This window comes from Nocardia neocaledoniensis, assembly GCF_003182135.1.
GTDB classification, from domain to species: Bacteria; Actinomycetota; Actinomycetes; order Mycobacteriales; family Mycobacteriaceae; genus Nocardia; species Nocardia neocaledoniensis.
The window spans coordinates 42,565-69,464 of sequence record NZ_QGTL01000010.1; the positions used below are offsets into that span (position 1 = coordinate 42,565).

A 26,900-nucleotide genomic window follows, 5' to 3' on the forward strand; every position below is an offset into this window, starting at 1 on the left:
GCGGCGATCAGAGCGGGGGCGCGCCGGGTTCGAGCAGGCGCTTGGGGTGCATGCCGTCGACCTGACCGATGAACGGCGGATGGATGCTGTAGCCGAGCATGCGGCGGATGTCCTCCGAGACCGCGCGGACGGTGTCGCGGGTGGTGGACAGCGTGAACGCCTCCTGCGGCCGCAGCCACGGCTCGCAGTACTGGGCGGTCACGGCCAGCCGTGGAGCCGTCGAGCGGTTGGCGCCGCCGCCGTGCCACAGGGTGCCGGGAAAGAACACGCACGAGCCGGCGGACATCACCACCGGCACCCGTTCGGACTCGGCCGGCGTTCCGTGGCCCAGCCGGTGGCTGCCGGGGATGATGTCGGTGGCGCCGTTCTCGGCGGTGAAGTCGTCGATTGCCCAGATCGTGGCCGCGCCCAGCGCCTTTCGCGGCCGCGGCAACGGGTAGAAGCCGTCGTCGGTGTGCAGCATCTGACGCTGCTCGCCGGGCAGGATGTTGATCACCTGCAGCATCGACAGCAGGTAGTTCGGCAGGAACATCCGGTCCAGCAGCGCCAGCACGCGCGGGTGATCGGCGATCCGGTCGCAGCTGCGGGTCTTGTTCAGCACGCTGTACACCCGCTGGGTGGTGTGGCCTTCGAATCCGTTGCGGCCGGTCCGGTCCAGCAGCGGCGAGACTTCGGATCGGATGCGGTCGAGCTCCTGGGGAGTCAGTAGATCCGGCAGGATCACATACCCGTCGCGTTCGACGGCCGCCAGGTCGGCCTCGGCGATCGCGGGGTCGACGGTGTCACCACCGCTGGCTGTGCGGCGGTAGGTGCCCGCCAGGTCACCGGCCAGATCCGACAGGGTTGATGCTTCGGGCTTCATACCGCACTCCCAGGAATCCATAACATAACTGAGTTCTGTTATGGTTCGACTATGGCACGCGCCCCGATCGGACGTCAACAACTTCTCGACGCCGCCCGCGAGGACCTGATCCGCGGCAACGGCGTCATCGAACTCGCCGCTCTCACCCGGCGTGCGGGGTTGAGCACCGGTGCGCTCTACCATCACTTCGGGTCGAAGAACGGCCTGCTGGCGGCGATCTACGACGGCTTCTACCAGGCGCTGCGGCATGCGGTCGCCGACGCCGAGTTGCCCGCGGGGGCCGACTGGGCCACGCGCGAGCGCGCGCGCACCCAGCTGTTCGTCACCTACCATTTCACCGATCCGCTGGCGCCGATCCTGCTCAACCGGGTCGCCGCGGACCCTCAGCTCGCCGATCTGGAGACCATCTACATCCAGACCATGAGCGATGACGCCGCCGAGAACATCCGGGCCGGTCAGCGCACGGGCGAGATCCCCGCCGACCTCGACGCCGACAGCGCCGGAGCCTTCGTCATCGGCGGCCTGCGCCACGGCATCGTGCAGCAGCTTCGTCTCTCCCCGCGCCCCGACGTGGATCGGGTCAGCGAACGCCTGTGGCAGCTGACGGCCGGCGCGCTCGGACTCCTCTGAACTGTGCCCCGAGATCGTCGCGTAGGTGGCAACCGTTCGGATCAGCGGTGGCAGGTCATCGCCGACAGGGCCGCCGAGAGCGCGGGTTGCGTTGTCGCGGACCAGAAGTCGCCACCGGAGCGCTGCGCGATCTCGCGGAGCGAGTCGGGGTCGGCGGGCACCTGGACCCGGTGCGCGGGACCGGTGACGTTCGGGATGTCGACCACGCCGAGTGCGGTACCCAGCGAGATCGTCGAGACAGCGACGTTCGCGCTCCGCGCCGCATCGGCCGCGGTGTAGGCGCCGCGCGGGGCATCGAGTTCGACGGGCACGGTCTGCTTGCCGTCAGAGATCAGGATGATCCGGCGTCGGCCGTCGACACCGGCGAGAGTGTCGAGCGTGGCGAGGGTCGCGAGCGCGGAGAAGAGAGCTTCGCCGGTGGCGGTGCGCTCTGCCAGTTCGACCGCGTCCACCGCGGCGAGGAACGGCGCGCGATCGGTGGTCGGATGCACCTGGACCTGAGCGGTTCCCGCGAAGGTGATCAGCCCGAGCTGCACCTCCGGACCGAGCCCGACGGCGTATTCCTTCGCGGCCCGCTGCGCGACGAGGAGCCGGTTCGGCGCGACATCGGTGGCTTCCATCGACAGCGACACGTCGAGCACGAACACCACCGCGGTGGCGCACAGCGCGGAGTCTGTGGCCGGTTGCGCCGACCCGGAAACCGTTCGGGCACAGCCTGTCCCGACGAGTGCGAGGGCTGCCAGGAACGCCGCGGCGGCGGCGCGTGTCCTGGGGCGTCGTGGCACCCGGTCAGGCTATCAGCCGCGTGCACGCCGGACGGTGGCCGACCACGCGGGGGAGGCGTCGCTGAATCGTGTACGCAGAGTTTCGGGTTCGATCGCCACGACCTGCCAGCGCGCGTCGGAGGCGAACGGTTGCGCCAACTCCGCGCGGCTCACCGGATGCGGCCCCGGGGCGGGGCCGACGTCGCTGAAACACAGGATGTGGACCGTCGCGCCTGGCTCGACCACTCCGGCCAGACTCGCCACGTACACCCGGCGTTCGGTGGCGTCGAACGTGTGGAACAGGCCGCAGTCCAGCACCGTTCGGAACTGCCGCCCCAGTGGCCGGAGGTCGAGCGCGTCGCCGACGGTGAAGGTGGCGTCGAGGCCGTGGTCGGCGGCACGGCGGTTCGCGATGGCCACCGCGGTCTCGGCCACGTCGATCCCGACCACCGGCAATCCGCGCGCGGCGAGATAGAGCCCGTTGTCGCCGGTCCCGCATCCGGCATCGAGGACGGGGCCCGCGAACGCCTCGGCCTCCGCCAAACGCACGACGGCCGGTTGGGGCTCGTCGATGTCCCACGGCGCGGGCCCGTCCCGGTAGGAGGCATCCCAGGGCTGCCCGGACTGCCGTTCGTGGCTCGTCGGTGGGCGCCCGCGGGGTGCTTCGCCGGCGGGCATGTCAGTGCAGGAAGGTGGCCGCGTTCTCGGCCAGGTCGAGGACCGGCTGCGGGAACAGACCCAGCAGCACGGTGGCGCCCGCGGTGAACGCCACCACCAGGGTCGTCGCGAACGGCGCGGTCACGGTCGGGGCGTCGGCCGGGGGATCGGTGAAGAACATCAGCACGATCACCCGCACGTAGAAGAACGCGGCGATCGCGCTGCACACCACGCCGACGATGACCAGCGGCGTGTATCCGGCGCCCGACGCGGCGGCGAACACCGCGAACTTGCTGACGAACCCACTCGTCAACGGCAGACCGGCGAAGGAGAGCAGCAGCAGCGCGAACACCGAGGCCAGCCACGGGGATCGGCGCCCGAGCCCGGCCCATCGCGACAGCGCGGTCGCTTCGTCGCCCGAGGAATCGCGCACCAGGGTGACGACCGCGAACGCGCCGACCGTGCCGAGCCCGTAGGCCAGCAGATAGAACAGCACCGCCGCGACCCCGGCGTCGTCGGCGGCGACCAGGCCGACGAGCAGGAACCCGGCATGGGCGATGGAGGAATACGCCAGCATCCGCTTCACATCGGTCTGGGTGATCGCCATGACCGCGCCGACCACCATCGTGGCGACCGCGACGGCGGCGAGCACCGGCCGCCAGTCGTCGCGCAGCGCGTCGACCCCGACCATGAGCACACGCAGGGTCGCGCCGACCGCGGCGATCTTGGTGGCCGCCGACATGAACGCCGTGATCGGGGTCGGCGCACCCTGGTACACGTCGGGCACCCACGCCTGGAAAGGCGCGGCGCCGATCTTGAACAGCAACCCGACCGCGAGCATCGCGATGCCGAGCAGCGCGAGGGTCGCGTTCTCGGGCTGCTTGTCCAGTGCCGCACCGATTCCCGGCAGCGACACGGTGCCGGTCTGCCCGTACAGCAGCGCCACCCCGTAGAGGAAGAACGCCGAGGAGAACGCGCCGAGCAGGAAGTACTTGAGCGCCGCCTCCTGCGAGAGCAGCCGCCGGCGGCGGGCCAGGCCACACAGCAGATACAGCGGCAGCGACAGCACCTCGAGCGCGACGAACAGCGTCAGCAGATCGTTCGCGGCGGGGAACAGCAGCAGCCCACCGAGCGCGAGCATGGTCAGCGGGAACACCTCGGTGGTCGACACCCCCGAGCGCACCGCCGCCAGTTCGTGCGCGCTGCCCGGCACGGCCGAGGCCTGCGGGGTGAACGCGTCGACACCGCGGTCGAGCACGGCCGCCGCCCGACTCCAGGTGCCGGGGCCGCTGCGCGCGCGGGGAACCGCACCGCGTTCGGCGATGAGCAGCAAACCCAGCAGCGCGACGATCAGGATCGTGCCCTGCAGGAACAGCGCCGCCCCGTCGATCGCGACGGCGCCGACCACGGCGGTACCCTCGGTCCCCGCCAGCAGGACCACAGCCACCAGCGCCGCGAGCACCCCGGCCAGGCCGAGAACCAGCTGCGTGAGATAGCGCGTGGACCGCGGCACGAACGCCTCGACCAGCACGCCGACGACGCCGACCGCGAACACGATCAACATCGGGGCGAGCAGGTGGTATTCGATGCTCGGCGCGGGCAGGGTGGCCGCGAGCTCGTTGATGATCACGGTGTCCGTCCTCATTTGTGTCCGCCCACGGGCGGGGTGGCCGCGCCCGCTTCGGGAGCGGGGACCGTCGGAGCGGGATCGTGCTTACCGATCGTGGACAGGGTGTGTCCCACCGCGGGATCGACCATGTCCAGCACCGGTTTCGGGTAGAAGCCGAGAACCAGCAGGGCGACCAGCAGCGGCACCACGACGGCGAGTTCGCGCGGGACCAGATCGCGCAGGTTCTCGTTGCCCTGCTTCAGTGGGCCGGTCATCATCCGCTGGTACATCCACAGCACGTAGATCGCGGCCAGCACCAGCGCGCCCGTCGCGAGGACGGCGGCGACCTTGTACTTGCCGAAAGTGCCGACCAGGACCAGGAATTCGCTGACGAACGGAGCGAGCCCGGGCAGGGACAGGGTCGCCAGGCCTGCGATGAAGAACGTTCCGGCCAGCACCGGCGCCACCTTCTGCACCCCACCGAAATCGGCGATCATCCTGGTGCCGCGGCGCGAGACGAGGAATCCGGCGATGAGGAACAGCGCGGCCGTGGACAGGCCGTGGTTGACCATGTAGAGCGTCGCCCCGGACTGCGCCTGGGTGGTCATCGCGAAGATGCCCAGGATGATGAACCCGAAGTGCGAGATGGAGGTGTAGGCGATCAGGCGCATCACGTCGGTCTGCCCGATCGCCAGCAGCGCGCCGTAGAGGATGCCGATCACGGCCAGGGTGATCACCAACGGCGCGAACGTGTCCGAGGCGAGCGGGAACAGCAGCAGACAGTAGCGGAGCATGCCGAAGGTGCCGACCTTGTCGACCACCGCCATCATCAGCACCGCGCCCGACGGTGTCGCCGAGACCGCGGCGTCGGGCAGCCAGGTGTGCAGCGGCCACAGCGGCGCCTTCACGGCGAAGGCGAACAGGAAGCCGAGGAACAGCGCGTTGATCACGGCGGTGCTGCCGCCGAGTTGCCCGTTGTTGGCGGCGGTGACCACGGTCCGCAGGTCGAAGGTGCCCGCCGAGCCCTCGCCGAGCCCGGCCTGCGCGGTGAGCACGTAGAGGCCGATCACCGCGGCCAGCATGATGAGCCCGCCGAACAGGTTGTACAGCAGGAACTTCACCGCGGCGCGGGAACGTTGCGCGCGCACGGCGGCGTCGCTGGTGCGTGGCCCGAAGCCGCCGATGAGGAAGTACATCGGGATGAGCATCGCTTCGAAGAACACGTAGAACAGCAGGATGTCGAGTGCCAGGAACGAGATCAGCACCATCGACTCGACCAGCAGCATCAGCGCCAGGTAGATGTGCGCGGTCTTGCGGCCCTCGCCCGCGGCGCGGTCGTCGTTCCAGCCCGCCAGGATCAGCAACGGCAGCAGCACGGCCGTCAACAGGACCAGCGCGGTGGCGATGCCGTCCAGACCCAGGGTGTAGCCGACGCCGAACGCCGGGATCCACTCGTGTTCCTCGACGAATTGGTATTGCGCGCCGCCCGGCTGGAACCGCACCGCCAGGGTGACGGCGAGCGCGAGCACGCCGATCGACACCGCGAACGCCAACGCGCGCGCCACATTCCGCCGCGCGGCCGGCACGGCGAGTACCGCGACCGCGCCGATCGCGGGGGCGAGCCAGAGCGTCGTCAGCCAGGGAAACGAGTTCACCAGAACCTCACCGCCAGCAGGGCAGCGGCCACCAGGGCCGCGCCGGTGAACATGGACAGGGCATAGGAGCGCACGAACCCGGTCTGTACCCGCCGGATCCGCGCCGAGAGTCCGCCGATCCCGGCGGCCGTGCCGTTGACGATGCCGTCGACACCGCGGGCGTCGAGGAACACCAGCGCCCGGGTGAGGTGCCGGCCCGGTCGTTCGAACACGGCCTCGTTGATCGCGTCGCCGTAGAGGTCCTTGCGGGCCGCCGTGGTGAACACCGTGACCGGCTCGGGCGCGGACTCGGGGACCGGACTCTCCGCGTACTTGCGGTAGGCCACCGCCACGCCGATCGCGACGGCGGTCAGCGCCAGCCCGGTCACCACTCCGGCGGGCACGACGGGTTCGGCGTGATGGGAGCCGACCACGGGTTCGAGCCAGTTCTGCAGCGCCGAGCCCCAGACGAACAGGCCACCGGCGAACACCGAACCGAACGCGAGCAGGATCATCGGCCCGGTCATCACCGCGGGCGCCTCGTGCGGGTGGGTGTCGGGCTGCCAGCGTCGCTCGCCGAAGAACGTCATCAGCATGACGCGGGTCATGTAGAAGGCGGTGAGCGCGGCGCCGACGAGCGTGACCGCGCCCAGCAGGATGCCGACCGTGCCGCCGTGATCGAAGGCGACCTCGATGATCTTGTCCTTGGAGAAGAAGCCGGAGAAGGGCGGAACGCCGATGATCGCCAGGTAACCGAGACCGAAGGTGACGAACGTGATCGGCAACAGCTTGCGCAGACCGCCGTAGCGGCGCATGTCGGTCTCGTCGTTCATCGCGTGCATCACCGACCCCGCGCCCAGGAACAGGCCGGCCTTGAAGAAGCCGTGGGTGAGCAGATGCATGATCGCGAAGGCGTAGCCGGCGGGGCCGAGGCCGACGGCCAGGATCATGTAGCCGATCTGGCTCATGGTCGAGGCGGCGAGGGCCTTCTTGATGTCGTCCTTGGCGCAGCCGACGATCGCGCCGAACAGCAGGGTCACCGCGCCGACGGCCATCACCGCGGCCTGCGCGTTCGGGGCGAGGTCGTAGATCGGGTTGGCGCGCGCGATCAGGTACACGCCCGCGGTGACCATGGTGGCGGCGTGGATGAGCGCCGAGACCGGGGTGGGGCCTTCCATCGCGTCGCCGAGCCAGGACTGCAGCGGCACCTGCGCGGACTTACCGCAGGCCGCGAGCAGCAGCAGCAAGCCGATGGCGGTGAGCGTGCCCTCGCTCGCGCCCGGCGTCGCCGCGAACACGGTGCGGAAGTCGAAGGAGCCGAAGGCGGCGAACATCGTCATCATGGCGATCGCCAAGCCCATGTCACCGACCCGGTTGACGATGAACGCCTTCTTGGCAGCCGTCGCCGCGGACGGCTTCTCGTACCAGAAACCGATCAGCAGGTAGGACGCCAGACCGACCCCTTCCCAGCCGAGGTAGAGCACCAGGAAGTTGTCGGCCAGGACGAGCACGAGCATGGCGGCCAGGAACAGGTTGAGGTAGCCGAAGAAGCGGCGCCTGCCCGGGTCGTGGCTCATGTAGCCGATCGAATAGAGGTGGATCAGCGAGCCGACGCCGGTGATCAGCAGGGCGAAACAGATCGAGAGTTGGTCGAGCTGCAGGCCGAACCCGACCTGCAGGTCACCGGTGGGCACCCAGCGGAACAGCTCGTGATGGATCGCGCGGTCGGCGTCGGCGCGGCCGAGCATGCCGGCGAAGGCGATCGCGGCGACGACGAACGACGCCAGCGCGGCGGCGGTGCCGAGGTAGGCGCCCCAGCGGTCGGCGCGATGCCCGAGCAGGAGCAGCACGATCGCGCCCGCCAAGGGGAGGGCGGGCAGCAGCCACAGTGTCGCGGTACCCATGTCAGAACTTCAGCAGGTTGGCGTCGTCGACCGAGGTCGAGCGGCGGGCACGGAAGATCGTCATGATGATGGCCAGGCCGACGACGACCTCGGCGGCCGCGACGACCATGGTGAAGAACGCGATCACCTGACCGTCGAGGTTGCTGTGCAGGCGGGCGAAGGTGACGAAGGCCAGGTTCACCGCGTTGAGCATCAGCTCGATGCACATGAACACCACGATGGCGTTGCGGCGCAACAGCACTCCCGCGGCGCCGATGGTGAACAACAGCGCGGACAGGAACAGATAGTTCTCGGGGTTCACCGGGTGCCTTCCTCGTCGGCCGTCGGGGTGACGTCGCTGCCCGCGCCGACCGAGAGCGCGGCGGCTTCGGTGTGCGCGCGGGTGCGGCGGTGACGCAGGATCGTGCTCACCGACAGTTCGGCGAAGCTGCCGTCGGGGAGTTGGGCGGGGCTGTCCACGGCGTTGTGCCTGGCGTACACGCCGGGAGTGGGGAGCGGGGTGGCGCGTTCGCCCGCGGTGCGGAAGCGGTCGCGCGACATCTCGCGCTGACCGCGCCGCGGCGTGAACTGCTCGCGGTGGGCCAGCACCATGGCGCCGATGGTGGCGGTGATGAGCAGCGCGCCGGTCAGCTCGAAGGCCCAGACGTAGCGCAGGAAGATGAGCTCGGCCAGTTCGGCGATGACATCACGACCACCGAAACCGGTGGCGGGGTAGGCGGTCGCACTGTCGCGCAGGGCCGCGCCGATCCCGCCGATGAGCAGCAGCCCGAACCCGACACCGACGACGGCGGCAGCGATGCGCTGGCCGCGCAACGTCTCCCGCAGCGATTCGGCGGAGTCGACGCCGACGAGCATCAGCACGAACAGGAACAGCATCATGACCGCGCCGGTGTAGACGACGATCTGGACGACACCGAGGAACAGCGCGCCCTGGGCGATGTAGAACACGGCGAGCGCGATCATGGTGGCGGCCAGGCACAGTGCCGAGTGCACGGCCTTGGCGGCGGTCACCATCCCGAGGGCGCCGAGGACCGCGATGGGTGCCAGGACCCAGAACAGCACGGCCTCGCCGGTGGCGGTGCTGGGGATGTCGGCGGCGAGCAGGGTGGTCATCGCAGCACCTCCTCCGACGTGGTGGGCTGGACGCGGCCCAGGTAGTAGTCGGCCTCGTCGGTGCCGGGCGCCATGGCGTGCGGCGGGGGCGTCATGCCCTCGGCGAGCGGGGCGAGCAGGCGGTCCTTCTCGTAGATGAGGTCGGCGCGGTTGTCGTCGGTGAGCTCGTAGTCGTTGGTCATGGTCAGCGCGCGGGTCGGGCACGCCTCGATGCACAGGCCGCAGCCGATGCAGCGCAGGTAGTTGATCTGGTAGACGCGGCCGTAGCGTTCACCGGGGGAGAAGCGTTCGTCCTCGGTGTTGTCGGCGCCTTCGACGAAGATCGCGTCGGCGGGGCAGGCCCAGGCGCACAGTTCGCAGCCGATGCACTTCTCGAGCCCGTCGGCGTACCGGTTGAGTTGGTGGCGGCCGTGGTAGCGGGGCGCGGTCGGCACCTTCTGTTCGGGATAGAACTCGGTGTTGGGCTTCTTGAACATGGTCGCCGCGGTGACCGCGAATCCGGCGAGCGGGTCGAACAGGCCCGGTTCGGGTTCGGCGTCGGTCCGCGCAGGCATCGGCGGCACCGGGAAGCCCAGGAACACCGGCGATTTCGTGGGTTCCTCCGGCAACGGCGGCAGGCCCTTCGCCCGGCCGGCGCGCAGGAACATCGCGATCATCGCCACGGTGATGGCCAGGCCGACGCCCACCAGGATCGCGTTCTTGCCCGGGATGCCCTCGATGTCGAGCACGCGGGCGGTGGCCACGATCATCACCCACACCAGCGAGGTGGGGATCAGCAGTTTCCAGCCCAGGTTCATGAACTGGTCGTAGCGCAGTCGCGGCAGGGTGCCGCGCAGCCAGACGAAGACGAACAGGAACGTCCAGACCTTGAGGGTGAACCACAGCAGGGGCCACCAGCCGGAATTGGCGCCCGCCCAGAGGCTGATCGGGAACGGCGCGCGCCAGCCGCCGAGGAACAGCGTCGTGGCCAGCGCCGAGACCGTCGCCATGTTGACGTATTCGGCGAGCATGAACATGGCGAACTTGAGCGAGGAGTACTCGGTGTGGAAGCCGCCGACCAGTTCGCCTTCGGCTTCGGGCAGGTCGAACGGCGCCCGGTTGGTCTCGCCCACCATGGCGACGCAGTAGATGAGGAACGAGGGCAGCAGCAGGAAGACGTACCAGGTGCCCTCCTGCGCGGTGACGATCCCGGAGGTCGCCATGGTGCCCGAGAGCAGGAACACCGTCGCGAAGGTCAGGGCCATCGCGATCTCGTACGAGATCACCTGCGCCGTCGAGCGCAGCCCACCCAGCAGCGGGTAGGTCGAGCCCGACGACCAACCGGCGAGCACGATGCCGTAGACGCCGATGGAGGTGATGGCGAGGATGTAGAGCACCGCGACCGGCATGTCGGTGAGCTGCAGCGCGGTGGTGTGGCCGAGGATCGACACCTCGGGACCGAACGGGATCACCGCGAACGCCATGAACGCCGGGATCACCGAGATGATCGGGGCCAGCACGAAGATCGGCTTGTCCACGATCGCCGGGATGATGTCTTCCTTGAGCGCCATCTTCACGCCGTCGGCGATGGACTGGAACATGCCGCCGGGGCCGATGCGGTTGGGGCCGACGCGCATCTGCATCCAGGCGACGACCTTGCGCTCGGCATAGACCGCGATGAGCGGTACCAGCATCAGGTACACGAACACACCGAGCGCCTTGAGCACCACCAGCCAGAGCGGATCGGTGCCGAATACGGATTCACTCATGGCGGTGTTCCTTCATCCTGTCGTCGGCCCGGCGCAGGCGCACCACGGCGCCGGGCGTCACGCCGAGGGTGGCGGCGACCGTGCAGCCGGTCGAGTACAGCGGCAGCCACACGACCCGGTCGGGCAGGTCGGTGATCATCAGCGGCACCGTGATCTCGCCGCGGTCGGTGGAGACGACGATGCGGTCGGCTTCGCCCGCCTCGATCTCGGCGGCGGTCGCGGCCGAGAGCCGGGCCACCGGCGGGCGCGCGATTCCGGCGAGGTGGGGTTCGCCGTCCTGCATACGGCCCGCGTCGAGTAGCATGCGCCAGCCGGCCAGGACCGCGGTGCCAGGTCCGGGGACGGGCCGTGTCTGGCTGGTGTGTTCGGGTGTGGAGATCGGTTCGCCGGTCCACGCGCCGAGGGTGTCGAGTTCGGCGCGGGCGGCCGCGGCGTCGGGCAGGTTGATCGGTTCGCCCATCTCGGCGGCGAGCGCGTGCAGGACGCGCAGGTCCGACAGGGGTGCGGCGACGCGGCGGGTGGTGTCCAGCGGTGCGGCGGCGAACGGGCGGGGCCTGCCCTCCCAGGTGCGGAAGGTGCCGGATTTCTCTGTGACCGGCGCGACCGGGAACACGACGTCGGCGCGTTCGGTGACGGCGCTGTGGCGCAGTTCGAGACTCACCACGAAACGGGCGGCGTCGATGGCGGCGACGGCCGCCGCCGGATCGGGCAGGTCGTCCGGGTCGACGCCGCCGATCACGAGTGCGCCCAGTTGCGCGGCGCTGCCGAGGATGCCCGCGGTGTCTCGGCCCAGGGTGACGGGCAGTTCGTCCGATTGCCAGCGGTGGCGAACCTGTTGGCGCGCCGCGGGATCGATGACGGGACGGCCGCCGGGCAGCAGGCTGGGCAGGGCGCCCGCTTCGAGTGCGCCGCGTTCGCCCGCGCGCCGCGGGATCCAGGCCAGTTCGGCGCCCGTGCGGTCGGCGAGGCGGGCCACGGCCGACAGCGCGCCGGGGCTGCCCGCGAGCCGTTCACCCGCCAGGACGACCGCGCCGGGGGTGCGCAGCAGCGCCCTGAGTTCGGTGGCCTCGGTGGAGTTCTCGGCCGCGATGGCGTCGAGGACATCGGCTTCCCCGCAGGGCGGGGTCTGGATGAGCGCGCCCGAGAGGCGTTCGAGTCCGCGGGAGGCGAACGGTGCCAGCGCGACGACTCGCAGGCCACGGGTGCGCACGGCCTTGCGCAGGCGCAGGTAGACGATCGGCGATTCCTCTTCCGGCTCGAAACCGACGAGCAGCACGACCGGTGCGGCGGTGAGCGCGGCATAGTCGACCCGCATGCCGTGGCCTGCGACGCGGGCGGCGAGGAAGCGTTCCTCCTCTTCGGAGTGGAGGCGGCTGCGGAAGTCGATGTCGTTGGTGGCGAGCACCATGCGCGCGAACTTGCCGTAGGCGTAGGCCTCTTCCTCGGTGACGCGGCCGCCGACGAGCACGCCCGCGTTGCCGATGGCGGCCCGCAGGCCGGTCGCTGCGGCGGCGAGAGCTTCGTTCCAGGAGGCGGGGGCGAGCACGCCGTCCCAGCCGCGCACCAGCGGAGTGGTGAGGCGGTCGCGTTCGGTGGCGTAGGCGAAGGCCCAGCGGCCCTTGTCGCAATTCCATTCCTCGTTGACCTGCGGGTCGTCACCGGCCAAGCGGCGCAGCACCTTGCCGCGCCGGTGGTCGGTGCGCTGGGCGCAACCGGAGGCGCAGTGCTCGCACACGCTCGGCGTGGACACCAGGTCGAAGGGGCGGGCACGGAACCGGTAGGAGGTGCCGGTGAGGGCGCCCACGGGACAGATCTGCACGGTGTTGCCGGAGAAATAGGAGTCCAGCGGCTCGGCCTGGGCGGTGCCGACCTGTTGCAGCGCACCACGATCCATCAGTTCGATGAACGGATCGCCGGCGACCTGCTGCGAGAAGCGGGTGCACCGCGCGCACAGCACGCAGCGTTCCCGGTCGAGCAGCACGGCCGAGGACAGCGGGATCGGCTTCGGGTAGGTGCGCTTCTCGCCGTCGAAGCGGGATTCGGCGCTGCCGGTGGACATCGCCTGGTTCTGCAGGGGGCATTCGCCGCCCTTGTCACAGACCGGGCAGTCCAGGGGGTGGTTGATGAGCAGTAGTTCCATGACCCCGCGCTGGGCCTTCTCGGCGACCGGGGAACTGAGCTGGGTGCGCACGACCATGCCGTCGGTGACCGGAATCGTGCAGGAGGCGACGGGCTTTCGCTGCCCTTCCACCTCGACCAGACATTGGCGGCAGGCGCCCACCGGATCGAGCAGGGGGTGGTCGCAGAAGCGCGGGATCTGCACGCCGATCAGTTCGGCGGCACGGATGAGCAGGGTGCCCGCGGGAACCTGGACCGTGGTGTCGTCGATGGTGACGCTCACCAGATCCGCGGGCACGACTCCGCTGCTGTTGCCAGGCGCTATCGCGGTCATCGGTCCTCTTTCCCTGCGTCGGCCCATACCGTGGCGCGGCTCGGATCGAACGGGCAGCCGCCGCGACGCTGATGCTCGAGGTATTCCTCACGGAAGTACTTCAGCGAGGAGAAGATCGGGCTCGCCGCGCCGTCACCGAGCGCGCAGAAGGATTTGCCGTTGATGTTGTCGGCGATGTCGGCGACCTTGTCGAGGTCGGCCTCGGTGCCCTGACCCGCTTCGAGCCGGCGCAGCAGCTGCACCAGCCAGTAGGTGCCTTCGCGGCAGGGTGTGCACTTGCCGCAGGATTCGTGGGCGTAGAACTCGGTCCAGCGCAGCACGGCCCGCACGACGCAGGTGGTGTCGTCGAAGATCTGCAGTGCCTTGGTGCCGAGCATGGATCCGGCGGCGGCGACACCTTCGTAGTCGAGGGCGGTGTCGAGGTGTTCGTCGGTGAAGATCGGCGTGGACGAACCACCGGGCGTCCAGAACTTGAGGGTGTGGCCTGCCCGGATTCCGCCGGCGTAGCCGAGCAGTTCGCGCAGGGTGATGCCAAGGGGCGCCTCGTACTGGCCGGGCCGGGCGACGTGCCCCGACAGCGAGTACAGGGTGAAGCCGGGTGACTTCTCACTGCCCATCGAGCGGAACCATTCGGTGCCGCGGCGCAGGATCGACGGCACGCTGGCGATGGATTCGACATTGTTGACCACGGTCGGGCACGCGTACAGACCGGCCACGGCCGGGAACGGCGGCCGCAGGCGTGGCTGTCCGCGCCTGCCCTCGAGCGAGTCGAGCAGCGCGGTCTCCTCGCCGCAGATGTAGGCGCCCGCGCCCGCGTGCACGATGAGTTCCAGGTCGAATCCGGAGCCGAGGATGTTCGTGCCGAGATAGCCGGCCGCGTACGCCTCGGCGACGGCGGCCTGCAGGCGGCGCAGCACGGGCACGACCTCGCCGCGGACATAGATGAACGCCGTGGCCGCCCGGATCGCGTAGGCCGCGATGACCACGCCCTCGATCAGGGTGTGCGGGGTGGCCAGCATCAGCGGAATGTCTTTGCAGGTACCGGGTTCGGACTCGTCGGCGTTGACGACGAGGTAGTGCGGTTTCGTCGTGCCGTCCGGGCCGGGCCCCTGCGGGATGAACGACCATTTCATGCCGGTCGGGAAGCCCGCGCCGCCGCGGCCGCGCAGGCCCGCGTCTTTGACGGTCTGGATCACGTCGTCGGGGGACAGGCGCAGCGCGGCGCGCAGTCCTTCGTAGCCGCCGGTGGACCGGTAGCTGTCAAGCGTCCAGGAGCGTGGCTGGGCCCAGTGTTCGCTGAGAACCGGGGTGAGGGTGGTCATCTCAGGCCCCCTGTCCGGCGTCGTCCGCGGCCGCGGCGTCGAGCCCGGCCAGCGTGGCCGGGCCGGGTGCGCCGTCGAGCGCGCCGGGGCGTTCGTCGGGGAACCCGGCCAGGATCCGCGCGGTCTCCCGGAAGGTGCACAGCGGGGCGCCGCGCGTCGGACGCACCTGGTGACCGGCGCGCAGGGCGTCGGTGATGGCGCGGGCCGAGTCGGGGGTCTGGTTGTCGAAGAACTCCCAGTTCACCATCATCACCGGCGCGTAGTCGCAGGCCGCGTTGCATTCGACGTGTTCGAGGGTGATGGCACCGTCGGGGGTGGTTTCGCCGTGCCCGACACCCAGATGTTGTTGCAGCGCCTCGTAGATGGCGTCGCCGCCGAGGACCGCGCACAGTGTGTTGGTGCACACGCCGACGTGGTAGTCGCCGGTGGGGGTGCGCCGGTACATCGAATAGAAGGTGGCCACGGCGGTCACCTCGGCGGCGGTGAGCCCGAGCTGGTCGGCGCAGAAGTCGATCCCGGTGCCGGTGACGTACCCGTCCTCGGCCTGTACCAGGTGCAGCAGCGGCAGCAGTGCGGACCGGGGCTGCGGGTAGCGGTTGACGATCTCCTTGGCGTCGACCTCGAGCCGCTGCCGGATGTGCGGCGGATAGGGCTCGGGCCGGGTGGTGAGGTTGAGCAGGATCGCTGTGCTGGAAGGCTTTTCCGTGGTCATCGGTCTACTCCGCCCATGACGGGGTCGATGCTGGCGACCGAGGCGATGACGTCGGCGACCATGCCGCCCTCGCACATCGCGGCCACCGCCTGCAGGTTGGTGAACGAGGGATCGCGGTAGTGCACCCGGTACGGGCGCGTGCTGCCGTCGCTGACCATGTGCACGCCGAGCTCGCCGCGCGGGGACTCCACGGCCGCGTACACCTGGCCCGCGGGGACCCGGATGCCCTCGGTGACGATCTTGAAGTGGTGGATCAGCGATTCCATGGAGGTGCCCATGATCTTGCCGATGTGCTGAGGGGAGTTGCCCAGCCCGTCGGGGCCGAGCTGCAGGTCGGCGGGCCAGGCGATCTTCTTGTCGTCGATCATCACCGGCCCGGGACGCAGCCGGTCCAGGCACTGCTCGACGATCTTGAGCGACTCCCGCATCTCCGCCACGCGAATGAGGTAGCGGCCGTAGCAGTCACAGCCGGTGGTCGTCGGGATGTCGAATTCGTAGTTCTCGTAGCCGCAGTAGGGTGCGGCCTTGCGCAGATCGTGGGGCAATCCGGTGGCGCGCAGGACCGGACCGGTGATGCCGAGCGCCATGCAGCCGGTGAGGTCGAGGTAGCCGATGTCCTGGGTGCGCTTCTTCCAGATCGGGTTGGCGGTGAGCAGGTGTTCCATGTCGCGCAACCGGCCCGGCATGATGTCGAGCAGTTCACGGACCTTGGTGACGCCGTCGTCGGGGAGGTCCTGGGCGAGGCCGCCCGGACGGATGAAGGCGTGGTTCATCCGCAGTCCCGTGATGGTCTCGAACACGTCGAGAATGAGTTCGCGTTCGCGGAAACCGAACAGCATCGGGGTGAGCGCGCCCAGTTCCATGCCGCCGGTGGCCAGCGCGACCAGGTGCGAGGAGATGCGGTTGAGCTCCATCAGCATCACCCGCACCACCGTGGCGCGTTCGGGGATCTGCTCGGTGATGTCGAGCAGTTTCTCCACGCCGAGGCAGTAGGCGGTCTCGTTGAAGAAGGGGGACAGGTAGTCCATCCGGGTCACGAAGGTGACGCCCTGGGTCCAGGTGCGGAACTCCAGGTTCTTCTCGATGCCGGTGTGCAGGTAGCCGATGCCGCAGCGGGCCTCGGTGACGGTCTCGCCCTCGATCTCGAGGATCAGGCGCAGCACGCCGTGGGTGGACGGGTGCTGCGGGCCCATGTTGACGACGATGCGTTCCTCGGCGCCGCCCTCGATCACCTCGCTGACCTGGTCCCAGTCCTGGCCCGCCACGGTGACGACCTGGGGTTCGTCGCGGCGGAAATCGGTGTCGGTCATCAGCTGTAGGCCCTCCGCTCGTCGGGCGGCGGTATCCGCGCGCCCTTGTACTCCACCGGGATCCCGCCGAGCGGGTAGTCCTTGCGCTGCGGGTGGCCGCGCCAGTCGTCGGGCATGGTGATGCGGGTGAGCGAGGGATGCCCGTCGAAGAGGATGCCGAAGAAGTCGTAGGTCTCGCGCTCGTGCCAGTCGGTGGTCGGGTAGACCGCGAACAGCGACGGGATGTGCGGATCGGCATCGGGCGCCGACACTTCCAGCCGGATGCGTCTGGTGTGGGTGATCGACATGAGGTGATACACCGCGTGCAGTTCGCGGCCCTGTTCATCGGGGTAGTGCACGCCGTTCACGCCGAGGCACAGTTCGAACCGCAGCGAGGAGTCGTCGCGCAGCGCGCTCGCCACCTCGACGAGGTGTTCGCGCCGCACGTGCAGGGTGATCTCGTCGCGGAAGACGACGATCCGCTCGATCACGGTGTCGAAGGCGATGACCCGGTGGGTGAGGGCGGCGCGCAGGGTGCCGACGAAGCCGTCGAACCAGCCGCCGTAGGGCGGCGGCGTGCCCGCCGGCAGGGCGACGGGGGTGACCAGGCCGCCGTAGCCGGAGGTGTCGCCGGTGCCGGTGACGCCGAACATGCCGCGCCGGGTGCCGATCACCTCCTCCTCGGGCGGTGCAGGTGGCTTCGCCGGGGTGGGCGTCTCGTCCGGAATGTCTTGTCCGGCGGGGCTGTCGGCGTTGTCGGGTGCGTCGAACGTCATCGCAGCAAGCCCTCCATCCGGATGGTCGGGGTGCTGGCGAGGGCGGCCTGTTCGGCGGCGCGGATCGCCTCCTCACGGTTGACGCCCATCGGCATCTCGGCGATCTTGGCGTGCAGCGCGAGGATCGCGTTGAGCAGCATCTCCGGCCGCGGCGGGCAGCCGGGCAGATAGATGTCGACCGGGACGACGTGGTCGACGCCCTGCACGATCGCGTAGTTGTTGAACATGCCGCCCGAGGACGCGCAGACACCCATGGCCAGCACCCATTTCGGTTCGGTCATCTGGTCGTAGACCTGGCGCAGCACCGGGGCCATCTTCTGGCTCACGCGGCCTGCCACGATCATCAGGTCGGCCTGGCGCGGGGAGGCGCGGAAGGCCTCCATGCCGAAGCGGGCGATGTCGAATCGCCCTGCGCCGGTGGCCATCATCTCGATCGCGCAACAGGCCAGCCCGAACGTCGCGGGCCACAGTGAGCCCTTGCGCAGATAGCCGGCGAAATCCTCGACCGTGCTCAGCAGGAACCCGCTGGGCAGCTTCTCTTCGAGACCCATTATTTCCCACTCATTCCCAGCTGAGGCCGCCGCGCCGCCATTCGTAGGCGTAGGCGACCGACACATTGACGATGAACAGCGCCATCGCGGCGAGCCCGAAGAGGCCGAGTGCGTCGAAGTGCACAGCCCACGGGTAGAGGAACACGATCTCGATGTCGAAGATGATGAACAGCATCGCCGTGAGGTAGTACTTCACCGGAAAGCGTTGTCCCCCGGTGTTTCCCGGGCCACCTGCGACGGCGTGCGGTGTCGGCTCGATACCGCATTCGTAGGGTTCCAACTTGGCCCGGTTGTTGCGCTTCGGGCCGACGAGCGCCGCCATGATGACGGAGAACACCGCGAACGCCGCGGCGATGGCGCCGAGTACGAGTGCGGGCACCTCGATGTTCACGACTGCACTTCCCCTCCTCGCTGGAGCAGGTCGAGCCGTGTGGCCCGGCCGCGGACGGCAGCTTTCGGCGAGACGGGCCGACGACGTTGTCCGCCTGGTAACGGGGCTCGCGCAAGGCTGTGCGGCGATGACGGAGCGTTATATCTGAACCCGCGCTCGTGTGAGCTAGAGCACAGACTACCGCCGTCGGCGGGGTCCGCCGCGCGTTTCCGGGACCGGGTTTGATCGATTTCGGTACGACGATTCATGAGCGATCCGGTGGTAATCCGGATTCCGCGCACGACGGGAAACCACTGGTGTCACCAGTGGCGATGGACAGAGATGAGCGTCTCGGGACTATCCGAGGGGGTGGGACGATGCCGCGACGGCGTGGATCAGCGCGCGTGCAGGATGCCGGCGACCGCGTTGGTGAGCTGCATGGGGTCGATCGGGTGCGAGACGGCCGCCTCGGCGCGCGACCAGTTCGCGAGCCAGGCGTCGTCGGGCCTGCCGGTCAGCACGACCAGCGGCGGGCACTCGTCGATCTCGTCCTTGAGCTGCTTGGCGATGCCGAGGCCGCCTGCGGGCGCGGACTCGCCGTCGAGGATCGCGAGGTCGATCCCGCCCGCGTCCATCTGCTCGATGACGACGGGCGCCGTGGCGACCTCGAAGAAATCGAGTTCAGGCAGATCCGCGCGCGGCTCACGGCCCAGCGCCAGGATCACCTGTTGCCTGGTGTCGGCATCGTTGCTGTAGACCAGCACACGCAGCGGGGTGGAGCCCATCGATTCGGCCACGTTCGGATCGTACGTCCGCGCGGGCGCCGAGCGTGGCAGGTTCGCCGGATCGGTGGGTTGGCCTGCGAGCCAAGGAACTCCGGCGGACCGTGTCGACGAGCTGCCGGCCGCCGGCAGGTCTACTAGGGCGGTCACTGCCGAGTCCTCACGGATCGGTCGCGGCGATGATGGAGTCCAGCGCGTGCCGCGCGTGGGCGAGGTCGTCGATGGCGGCGGAGATCCTGGCTCGTTCGCGACGCAGATCGGCGAGCAGGTCCGGGCACGCCGCGGCGAGTCCCGTTCCGGTATCGATCGTGCACGGCAGGACGCGCGCGATGGTGGCGGTCGGCAGGCCGGCGCTCAGCAACGCCCGGATCCGGTGGACGCGCTCGACATCGGTGTCGCTGTAGTTCCGATAACCGCTGGGCTCGCGCAGGGGTGTCAGCAGCCCCTGCTCCTCGTAATAGCGCAGCAGCCGTTGGCTCACCGACGTTCTCGCCGACAGTTCACTGATGCGCATCGCGGTCCTCGCCCTTGACTCTCACATTGATGTGAGGGTTTAGCGTACCCGCACCTGAGCCGTCGACCCCGGTGGTCGAGCGGCGGAGCGGAGAGAAGGACAGCGATGAACGGACCCGCGGGAACCTCGGTGGTGGTGATCGGATCCGGTGTGCGGGCAGCGGCATTGGCCGACGCCCTCGCGCAGCGGAACAGTGTCAGCAGGTGGGGTGAGGAACCGGATTCGGGCAACGGATCGCGCACGGCGGCGGAAGGCGCGGAGCTGATGATCGTGTGCGTCGAGGACTACGAGGCCGCGGTGCGAATCCTCGGACGCGCGGAACCGTACCTCGGCTCCGGCGACCTGGTGAACGTGACCTCCGGCACCGAAGCACAGGCTCGTCGGCTGGCCGCGTGGGTGGACTCGCGCGGCGGACGGTACCTCGACGGCGCGTTGATGGCGCACCCCGAACACGTGGGCAAGCCCGAGACGATGCTGGTGTACAGCGGATCGCACGAGGTGTTCACCCGCCACGAACGACTGCTCGGGCAACTCGGTGGGGCCACCTATCTGGGACCCGATCCGGGCACGGCAGCGCTCTACGACGTGGCCATGCTGAACTTCGCCTGGGCGACGCTGACCGGATACCTCTACAGCGCGGCACTGCTGCGGACCGCCGGAGTGCGCGCCACCGGTACGGCTCCGCTGCTGACGCACTGGATGTCGGCCACGATCACCTCGGTCGTCACCGACTATGCCGAGCAGATCGACAACGGCCGCTATCCCGGCGACGGGGAATGGCTCGAACTCGACGCACCACTGATGGACCACCTCGTCGAGGCCGCCGAGGAACGCGGCATCGACACCGAGCTCCCGCGCCTGATCAGGGCACTCACACACCGGGGCATCGCCGCCGGCCACGGCGCGGACAGCTTCGCCGGCCTGATCGACGTCATCGCGACGTCCCCTCGCCCGGACGGCGATCCGCACGACCGGGAGCCAGGGTGATCCCGCAGCGCTGGACCACGTCGTCAGGGGCCGATGGCGGCGTGGAAGGCGTCCGTGCCGGTTTCGAGCGGGTCGATGAGGTGGGCGAGGAACAGGCGGGTGGCCGGGGTGGGGGTGGGGGTGGTGACGGCGTGCCAGGCGCGGTCGAGGGGTGTGCCGGGGACATCGAGGGTGCGTAGGGCCCCCGAGTCGAGGTGTTCGCCGACCGCGTCGGAGTGGATGAGGGTGATGCCGAGGCCCTCGCGGGCCGCGGCGATGACCGCGCCGTGGGAACCGAGCGTGAGGGTGGGCGGGTCGATCTGGAGCCGGTCGATGAGCGCGAGGGTGGCCTCCCTGGTGCCCGAGCCGTTGCCGCGCAGTAGCCAGGTGGTGTGGCGCGGATCGTGCGCGTCGTGGGTGCCGACCACGACGAGGGTGCTCGGGCGACGGGCCTGGATCACCAGATTGGCCTCGTGCGGCGGGCGGCCCGCGATCACGAGATCGGTCTCATGATGCTGTAGTTCGAGGAACAGCACGTCGCGCGGCTGGATCGACAGGCTCAGCTCCACGTCGGGGTACCGCAGCCGGAACGAGGCCAGGGGCCGCAGCACCACCGATTCCCCCGCGGTGGCGACCACGCCGATCCGCAGCCTGCCCGCCTCGGCCTGGCGGACCGCGGCGTGCGCCTCCTTCATGAGACCGAGGATCCCCCGGCAGTATTCGGCGTAGACCCGGCCCGCCTCGGTCAGCGCGATCCCGCGCCCCGATCGGGTGATCAACTTGGCGCCGAGCTGCTTCTCGACGTGGGCGACCGCGGCCGACACCGCCGCCTCGGTGACGTGTAGCTGGGCGGCTGCCCGGCGGATGCTGCCGAGCCGGGCCACCGCGAGGAACGTCTCCATCCGCCCCGCACTCACCCTGCCCATTACCCGACGGTAGCAAACTCAACGTTTCGGTTGAGCTTTCCCAGAAACATTCACATTGTTTGTGACCCGGATCGCCCGCATTCTGTAATTCATCAAGGCGCACACCGGATTCCACAGGAGGAACCATGGCGGAAGAAACCGAACGGGATCGTTGGGATCCGGGTGTTCAGTCCTACGCGTCGATGGGTTATTACGCACCCGACTATGTGCCCTCGGACACCGACGTGCTCGCGGTGTTCCGGGTGACCCCGCAGCGGGGCGTGGATCCGGTCGAGGCGGCGGCGGCCGTGGCGGGTGAATCCTCCACTGCCACTTGGACTGTCGTGTGGACCGACCGGCTCACGGCACACTCGAAGTATCAGGCCAAGTGTTACCGGGTCGACGAGGTGCCGGGCAGGCCCGGCGAGTACTTCGCCTACATCGCCTACGATCTGGACCTTTTCGAGGAGGGGTCGATCACCAACCTCACCTCCTCGATCATCGGAAATGTCTTCGGTTTCAAACCACTGCTCGCGTTGCGGCTCGAGGACATGCGTATTCCGGTGGCCTATGTCAAGACCTTCCAGGGTCCGCCGCACGGCACGGTGATGGAACGCGAATATCTCAACAAATACGGCAGGCCGCTGCTGGGCGCGACGGTGAAACCGAAACTGGGACTGTCGGCCAGGAATTACGGCCGGGTGATCTACGAGGCCTGCCGGGGCGGCCTCGACTTCACCAAGGACGACGAGAACATCAACTCCCAGCCGTTCATGCGCTGGCGCGACCGGTACCTGTTCGCGATGGAGGGCGTGAACCGGGCGATGGCCGAGACCGGCGAGATCAAAGGCCACTACCTCAACGTGACCGCCGCGAGCATGGAGGACATGTACGAGCGGGCCGAGTTCGCCAAGGAACTGGGCTCGGTGGTCATCATGATGGATCTGACCGTCGGCTACACCGCGATGCAGTCGATGTCGAAGTGGGCACGGCGCAACGGTGTCCTGCTGCACCTGCACCGCGCGGGGCATTCGACCTTCACCCGGCAGAAGACGCACGGCGTGAGTTTCCGGGTACTCGCGAAATGGTGCAGGCTGATCGGGGTCGACCATCTGCACGCGGGCACCGTGGTGGGCAAATTGGAAGGCGATCCGGCGACCACCCGCGGTTTCTACGACACGCTGCGCGAGAACCACATTCCCACCGAACTCGGCAACGGCATCTTCTTCGACCAGGACTGGGCGAGCCTGCCCGGGGTGATGCCGGTGGCCTCGGGCGGTATCCACGCCGGGCAGATGCATCAGCTGCTCGATCTGTTCGGTGACGACGTGATCCTGCAGTTCGGTGGCGGCACGATCGGCCATCCGCTCGGGATCGCGGCGGGCGCCGAGGCGAACCGGGTGGCGCTGGAAGCGGTGGTCAAGGCCCGCAACGAAGGCCGGGACCTGCTGAAGGAGGGGCCCGACGTGCTGCGCACGGCCGCCTCGACCTGCCGTTCGCTCGAGGTCGCGCTGTCGACCTGGGGCGATGTCACCTTCGATTACACCTCCACCGACGCACCCGACGCGGTGCCGACGCCGAGTCTGTAGGGAGCACCATGTATCTGCGCCAGGGAACCTTCTCCTACCTGCCCGAACTCACCGACGACGAGATCGCGGCGCAGGTGCGCTACGCGCTGCTCAACAACTGGCCGGTCTCGATCGAGTACACCGACGATCCGCACCCGCGCAACACCTACTGGGAGATGTGGGGGCTGCCGCTGTTCGATCTGGACGAACCAGACGGGGTGCTCGCCGAGATCAACGCCTGCCGGGCGACTTTCCCGCGTCACTATGTGCGGGTGACGGCCTATGACGCCACCTATACGAAACAGACCACGGCACTGAGCTTCCTGGTGCAGCGTCCGGCCGAGGAGCCCGGCTTCGAGCTCACCCGCTCCGAGGGCGCTGATCGCCGCCAGGTCTACAGCTTCCGTTCGTATGCGACGGGCCGCCCGCAGGGACAGCGGTATGGCGGCTGACGGGTCCGCGGGCGGATTCCGGTTGGCGCGGCCGGGCGTCGGTGACGCCCGGCCGTCGCGCCCACCGCAGGAGACGGCCGAGGAGCCGCCGCTCGGCGAGGACGCGCTGCTGGATCTGTCCGAGGACCTGGCCGGACACGATGTGGCCGCCACCCTGTCGGCGCTGGACGGGGAACTGATCGGGCTGGCGAATGTGAAGGACCGGGTGCGCGAGATCGCGGCGCTGCTGATGATCGACCGGGCGCGGCGCCGGTTCGGGCTGGCCTCCTCACGCCCGACGATGCACATGAGCTTCACCGGCGGGCCGGGCACCGGCAAGACCACGGTGGCATTGCGGATGGCGCAGATGCTGCACGCGCTGGGCTACATCCGGAAACCGAAGGTGCACACGGTGACCCGCGACGATCTGGTCGGGCAGTTCATCGGGCACACCGCGCCCAAGACGAAGGAGGCCATCGCCAAGGCCGCGGGCGGGGTGCTGTTCATCGACGAGGCCTACTACCTGTTCCGGCCCGAGAACGAGCGCGACTACGGGCAGGAGGTGATCGAGATCCTGCTGCAGGAGATGGAGAACGAGCGCGCGAACCTGGTGGTCATCTTCGCCGGCTACCCGGACCGGATGGATCGCTTGTTCTCCGCGAACCCGGGCCTGTCCTCCCGGGTGGCCCACCACCTCGAGTTCGCCGACTACACCCACGAGGAGTTGCTGGGGATCGCCGAGGTGATGGTGGCGGGGGAGAACTTCCGCTTCGACGCGGCCGCGCGCGCCGCCTTCGCCGAATACCTGACGGCCCGGATGGCCCGGCCGCGGTTCTCCAACGCGCGCAGCGTGCGCAATGCCATCGATCGGTGCCGGCTGCGGCAGGCCAAGCGGCTGGTGGAAGCGGGCCGGCCGCTGTCGAAGGCGGATCTGATCACGCTGTGCGATCGGGATGTCTACGGCAGCAGCGTCTTCGACGAGGTGGTGGCGGAGGTGGTGCCGCAATGCCGAACAGTTTGAAGACGCTCACCCGCTACACCATCGAGGAGGAGCACCGGCATCCCGGCTCGTCGGGTGAGTTCTCGGCACTGGTGAACGTGGTGGCGACGGCGACGAAGATCATCGCCAATCAGGTGACGCGGGGCGCGATCGTCGGTCCTGGCGGTGCGGACGAGCCGATGTCGGTGAGCAGGCGGCTGGATGTGCTCACCGACGAGATCATGGTGGCCCAGACCCAGTGGACCGGGCATCTGTCGGGGCTGCTGTCCGAGCAGCGGGCGACGGCGCTGGCGGTGCCCTCGACCGAGCGGCGCGGCAAGTACCTGCTGGCTTTCGACGCGCTGGACGGGTCGAGCAATATCGACGTGAATCTGCCGGTCGGTTCGATCTTCAGCATTCTGCGTGCCCCGCAGGAGGTCCTCGACGGCGTGGCAGAACCCGGCGACGAGGACTTCCTGCAGCCGGGTGTGCGGCAGGTGTGCGCCGGGTTCACGCTCTACGGCCCGGCGACGATGCTGGTGCTCACCACCGGCAGCGGCGTCGACGGGTTCACCCTGGACCGGGAGATCGGCGCGTTCGTGCTGACCCACCCGGGCATGCGGATCCCGGAGGACACCTCGGGTTTCGCGATCAACGCGGCCAACGAGCGTTTCTGGGAGCGGCCGGTGCGCCGCTACGTGCACGAATGCCTGGAGGGGGTGGACGGGCCGCGCGGGCGCGATTTCAACATGCGGTGGGTGGCCTCGCTGGTGGCCGACACCTTCCACATTCTCACCAGGGGCGGGATGTATCTGTACCCGCGTGATACCCGCAATCCGGCGCGGCCGGGGCGGGTCTCGCTGCTCTACGGCGCGAATCCGATCGCGTTCATCGTGGAGCAGGCCGGGGGCGCGGCCAGCACCGGCCACGACCGGGTGATGGCGGTGCCGCCGGCGGAGGTCCATCAGCGGGTGCCGTTCATCTTCGGCTCACGCAACGAGGTGCTGCGGGTGGAGCGCTATCACCGGGAGCCCGACGCGGGACCGAGTTTCGACAGTTCGCTGTTCGGGACGCGCTCGCTCTTCCGTCCGGCCAAGCACGACCAGCGCACCTAGGAGACGCCCATGTCGGTCAAGCATCCCGTTGTCGCGATCACCGGGTCCTCCGGTGCGGGCACGACCAGTGTCACCCGGACCTTCGAGGAGATCTTCCGGAGGGAGGGCATCAGCGCGGTGGTGGTGGAAGGGGATTCGTTCCATCGTTTCGACCGCGCGGAGATGAAGATCGCGATGGCCGAGGCCGAACAGCAACGCAATACGACGTTCTCCCATTTCGGGGAGGACGCGAATCTGCTCCCGGAACTGGAGACCCTGTTCCGGGAGTACGGCGAAACCGGCGTCGGGCAGGTGCGCAGGTACCTGCACGACGACGAGGAGGCCAAGCCCTACGGACAGCCCGCGGGCACGTTCACGCCGTGGGAGGATCTCGCGCCGGGTAGCGATCTGCTGTTCTACGAGGGCCTGCACGGTGCGGCGGTGACCGATTCCGTGAACGTGGCGCGCTACACCGACCTGCTGGTCGGGGTGGTGCCGATCATCAATCTCGAATGGATCCAGAAGGTGTACCGCGACAAGACCCATCGCGGCTATTCCAGTGAGGCGGTGATCGACACCATCCTGCGCCGCATGCCCGACTACGTGAAATACATCTGCCCGCAGTTCTCGCGCACGTATGTGAACTTCCAGCGGGTGCCGACCGTGGACACGTCGAATCCGTTCATCGCGCGCAGTATTCCGACCGCGGACGAGAGTTTCGTGGTGATCCGGTTCGCCGACCCCAAGGTGATCGACTTCCCGTATCTGCTGTCGATGCTGCACGATTCGTTCATGTCGCGCCCGAACTGCATCGTGGTGCCGGGCGGGAAGATGGAACTGGCGATGCAGTTGATCTTCACGCCGCTGATCCTGCGGCTGATGGACAAGCGGCCCAAAAGGTTCGTCTGATCAGGCCTGGTCCTCGTCGCGTTCGGCCTGCTGCCTGCGGGCCTCGCGACGCTGCTGTTCGGCGCGCTCGCGCAGACCACGCAGGAACGCCTCGTCGTCATCGGGATTGGACGCGACCGCGCGACCCGGCCGGTCGTATTCGCTGTAGCGGGTGGTGGCGGGGCGACGTTCGGGACCGACGGGCCGTCCGGCGAACAGCCACAGCAGGGCGCCGACCGTGGGCACCAGCACGACCACGAGAATCCAGCCCATCTTCGGCAGATGGCGGATCCCGTCGTCGGGGCTGGTGATGATGTCGACGAGGCAGTACACCCACAGGGCGAGGGTCAAGAAGCCGAGGACGGCGTAAGGCATTGGCC

General features: G+C 68.9%; 27 protein-coding genes. 7 read left to right on the forward strand and 20 right to left on the reverse strand.

The window, feature by feature from the left end; genetic code table 11:
- Positions 1 to 7: 7 nt before the first annotated feature.
- Positions 8 to 862: a phytanoyl-CoA dioxygenase family protein gene (locus DFR69_RS24115; RefSeq protein ID WP_110040087.1), complete on the reverse strand. Its 855-nt coding sequence runs from the start codon at positions 860 to 862 to the stop codon at positions 8 to 10.
- 51 nt (positions 863 to 913) lie between these two features.
- On the opposite strand from DFR69_RS24115, the gene DFR69_RS24120 reads away from it, so the two are divergent.
- Positions 914 to 1,492, forward strand: coding sequence for a TetR/AcrR family transcriptional regulator (locus DFR69_RS24120; RefSeq protein WP_110039909.1), 579 nt, complete (start codon positions 914 to 916; stop codon positions 1,490 to 1,492).
- Positions 1,493 to 1,533: 41 nt separating this feature from the next.
- On the opposite strand, the gene DFR69_RS24125 is transcribed toward DFR69_RS24120, so the two are convergent.
- From DFR69_RS24125 to DFR69_RS24205, 17 genes are all read right to left on the reverse strand, one after another.
- Positions 1,534 to 2,277 carry a VWA domain-containing protein gene (locus tag DFR69_RS24125; protein WP_146229413.1) on the reverse strand — a complete coding sequence of 248 codons (744 nt, stop codon included), beginning with the start codon at positions 2,275 to 2,277 and terminating at the stop codon, positions 1,534 to 1,536.
- A gap of 12 nt (positions 2,278 to 2,289) precedes the next feature.
- Entirely contained in the window at positions 2,290 to 2,934 is a 645-nt protein-coding gene (locus DFR69_RS24130) for a class I SAM-dependent methyltransferase (RefSeq protein WP_110039911.1), read from the reverse strand.
- A 1-nt stretch (position 2,935) separates the two neighbouring features.
- On the reverse strand, positions 2,936 to 4,543 hold the full coding sequence (nuoN, locus tag DFR69_RS24135; protein ID WP_261774360.1) for an NADH-quinone oxidoreductase subunit NuoN: 1,608 nt from the start codon (positions 4,541 to 4,543) through the stop codon (positions 2,936 to 2,938).
- 11 nt (positions 4,544 to 4,554) lie between these two features.
- On the reverse strand, positions 4,555 to 6,177 hold the full coding sequence (locus DFR69_RS24140) for an NADH-quinone oxidoreductase subunit M (protein WP_110039913.1): 1,623 nt from the start codon (positions 6,175 to 6,177) through the stop codon (positions 4,555 to 4,557).
- Positions 6,174 to 8,060, reverse strand: coding sequence for an NADH-quinone oxidoreductase subunit L (gene nuoL / locus DFR69_RS24145; RefSeq protein ID WP_110039914.1), 1,887 nt, complete (start codon positions 8,058 to 8,060; stop codon positions 6,174 to 6,176). Before nuoL ends, DFR69_RS24140 begins: the two co-directional genes overlap by 4 nt.
- 1 nt (position 8,061) lies before the next feature.
- Positions 8,062 to 8,361, reverse strand: a complete 300-nt coding sequence (gene nuoK, locus DFR69_RS24150) for an NADH-quinone oxidoreductase subunit NuoK (protein ID WP_110039915.1) — start codon at positions 8,359 to 8,361, stop codon at positions 8,062 to 8,064.
- Complete coding sequence (locus tag DFR69_RS24155; RefSeq protein WP_110039916.1) at positions 8,358 to 9,173, reverse strand: NADH-quinone oxidoreductase subunit J; 816 nt, start codon at positions 9,171 to 9,173, stop codon at positions 8,358 to 8,360. The genes nuoK and DFR69_RS24155 overlap by 4 nt, the downstream gene beginning before the upstream one ends.
- Positions 9,170 to 10,921: an NADH-quinone oxidoreductase subunit NuoH gene (gene nuoH / locus DFR69_RS24160; protein WP_110039917.1), complete on the reverse strand. Its 1,752-nt coding sequence runs from the start codon at positions 10,919 to 10,921 to the stop codon at positions 9,170 to 9,172. Before nuoH ends, DFR69_RS24155 begins: the two co-directional genes overlap by 4 nt.
- On the reverse strand, positions 10,914 to 13,373 hold the full coding sequence (locus DFR69_RS24165; RefSeq protein WP_110039918.1) for an NADH-quinone oxidoreductase subunit G: 2,460 nt from the start codon (positions 13,371 to 13,373) through the stop codon (positions 10,914 to 10,916). Before DFR69_RS24165 ends, nuoH begins: the two co-directional genes overlap by 8 nt.
- Complete coding sequence (gene nuoF, locus DFR69_RS24170; protein WP_110039919.1) at positions 13,370 to 14,695, reverse strand: NADH-quinone oxidoreductase subunit NuoF; 1,326 nt, start codon at positions 14,693 to 14,695, stop codon at positions 13,370 to 13,372. The genes DFR69_RS24165 and nuoF overlap by 4 nt, the downstream gene beginning before the upstream one ends.
- 1 nt (position 14,696) lies before the next feature.
- Positions 14,697 to 15,407 carry an NADH-quinone oxidoreductase subunit NuoE gene (nuoE, locus tag DFR69_RS24175; protein ID WP_110039920.1) on the reverse strand — a complete coding sequence of 237 codons (711 nt, stop codon included), beginning with the start codon at positions 15,405 to 15,407 and terminating at the stop codon, positions 14,697 to 14,699.
- Positions 15,404 to 16,717: an NADH dehydrogenase (quinone) subunit D gene (gene nuoD / locus DFR69_RS24180; RefSeq protein ID WP_110039921.1), complete on the reverse strand. Its 1,314-nt coding sequence runs from the start codon at positions 16,715 to 16,717 to the stop codon at positions 15,404 to 15,406. The genes nuoE and nuoD overlap by 4 nt, the downstream gene beginning before the upstream one ends.
- Positions 16,717 to 17,472 (reverse strand): NADH-quinone oxidoreductase subunit C, encoded by a 756-nt coding sequence (locus DFR69_RS24185; RefSeq protein ID WP_186817297.1) that lies wholly within the window; start codon positions 17,470 to 17,472, stop codon positions 16,717 to 16,719. The genes nuoD and DFR69_RS24185 overlap by 1 nt, the downstream gene beginning before the upstream one ends.
- A complete protein-coding gene (locus DFR69_RS24190; RefSeq protein WP_067489943.1) occupies positions 17,469 to 18,023 on the reverse strand; it encodes a NuoB/complex I 20 kDa subunit family protein in 555 nt (184 codons plus the stop codon). The genes DFR69_RS24185 and DFR69_RS24190 overlap by 4 nt, the downstream gene beginning before the upstream one ends.
- Positions 18,024 to 18,033: 10 nt before the next feature.
- Entirely contained in the window at positions 18,034 to 18,414 is a 381-nt protein-coding gene (locus DFR69_RS24195; protein ID WP_110039922.1) for an NADH-quinone oxidoreductase subunit A, read from the reverse strand.
- A gap of 374 nt (positions 18,415 to 18,788) precedes the next feature.
- On the reverse strand, positions 18,789 to 19,178 hold the full coding sequence (locus DFR69_RS24200) for an Rv3143 family two-component system response regulator (protein WP_110040089.1): 390 nt from the start codon (positions 19,176 to 19,178) through the stop codon (positions 18,789 to 18,791).
- A gap of 157 nt (positions 19,179 to 19,335) precedes the next feature.
- Positions 19,336 to 19,689 carry a MerR family transcriptional regulator gene (locus tag DFR69_RS24205; RefSeq protein WP_110039923.1) on the reverse strand — a complete coding sequence of 118 codons (354 nt, stop codon included), beginning with the start codon at positions 19,687 to 19,689 and terminating at the stop codon, positions 19,336 to 19,338.
- A gap of 105 nt (positions 19,690 to 19,794) precedes the next feature.
- Between DFR69_RS24205 and DFR69_RS24210 the strand changes: the two genes are divergently transcribed.
- On the forward strand, positions 19,795 to 20,676 hold the full coding sequence (locus DFR69_RS24210) for an imine reductase family protein (RefSeq protein ID WP_110039924.1): 882 nt from the start codon (positions 19,795 to 19,797) through the stop codon (positions 20,674 to 20,676).
- A gap of 23 nt (positions 20,677 to 20,699) precedes the next feature.
- Here the strand turns inward: DFR69_RS24210 and DFR69_RS24215 are convergent, their stop codons facing one another.
- Positions 20,700 to 21,581, reverse strand: a complete 882-nt coding sequence (locus DFR69_RS24215) for a LysR family transcriptional regulator (protein WP_244198433.1) — start codon at positions 21,579 to 21,581, stop codon at positions 20,700 to 20,702.
- 125 nt (positions 21,582 to 21,706) lie between these two features.
- On the opposite strand from DFR69_RS24215, the gene DFR69_RS24220 reads away from it, so the two are divergent.
- Genes DFR69_RS24220 through DFR69_RS24240 form a run of 5 tightly spaced genes read left to right on the forward strand, consistent with a single transcriptional unit; the run spans position 21,707 to position 26,541 of the window.
- Complete coding sequence (locus DFR69_RS24220; protein ID WP_110039926.1) at positions 21,707 to 23,149, forward strand: form I ribulose bisphosphate carboxylase large subunit; 1,443 nt, start codon at positions 21,707 to 21,709, stop codon at positions 23,147 to 23,149.
- Positions 23,150 to 23,157: 8 nt separating this feature from the next.
- The gene (locus DFR69_RS24225; RefSeq protein ID WP_110039927.1) at positions 23,158 to 23,580 is read left to right on the forward strand and encodes a ribulose bisphosphate carboxylase small subunit; all 423 of its coding nucleotides are present in this window, start codon (positions 23,158 to 23,160) and stop codon (positions 23,578 to 23,580) included.
- Positions 23,570 to 24,580, forward strand: coding sequence for an AAA family ATPase (locus tag DFR69_RS24230; protein WP_110039928.1), 1,011 nt, complete (start codon positions 23,570 to 23,572; stop codon positions 24,578 to 24,580). The genes DFR69_RS24225 and DFR69_RS24230 overlap by 11 nt, the downstream gene beginning before the upstream one ends.
- Entirely contained in the window at positions 24,565 to 25,653 is a 1,089-nt protein-coding gene (locus tag DFR69_RS24235; RefSeq protein ID WP_110039929.1) for a class 1 fructose-bisphosphatase, read from the forward strand. Before DFR69_RS24230 ends, DFR69_RS24235 begins: the two co-directional genes overlap by 16 nt.
- A gap of 9 nt (positions 25,654 to 25,662) precedes the next feature.
- Positions 25,663 to 26,541, forward strand: a complete 879-nt coding sequence (locus DFR69_RS24240) for a phosphoribulokinase (protein WP_110039930.1) — start codon at positions 25,663 to 25,665, stop codon at positions 26,539 to 26,541.
- Here DFR69_RS24240 and DFR69_RS24245 read toward each other — a convergent pair whose 3' ends face one another.
- Entirely contained in the window at positions 26,542 to 26,895 is a 354-nt protein-coding gene (locus tag DFR69_RS24245; protein ID WP_110039931.1) for a PLD nuclease N-terminal domain-containing protein, read from the reverse strand.
- Positions 26,896 to 26,900 lie beyond the last annotated feature (5 nt).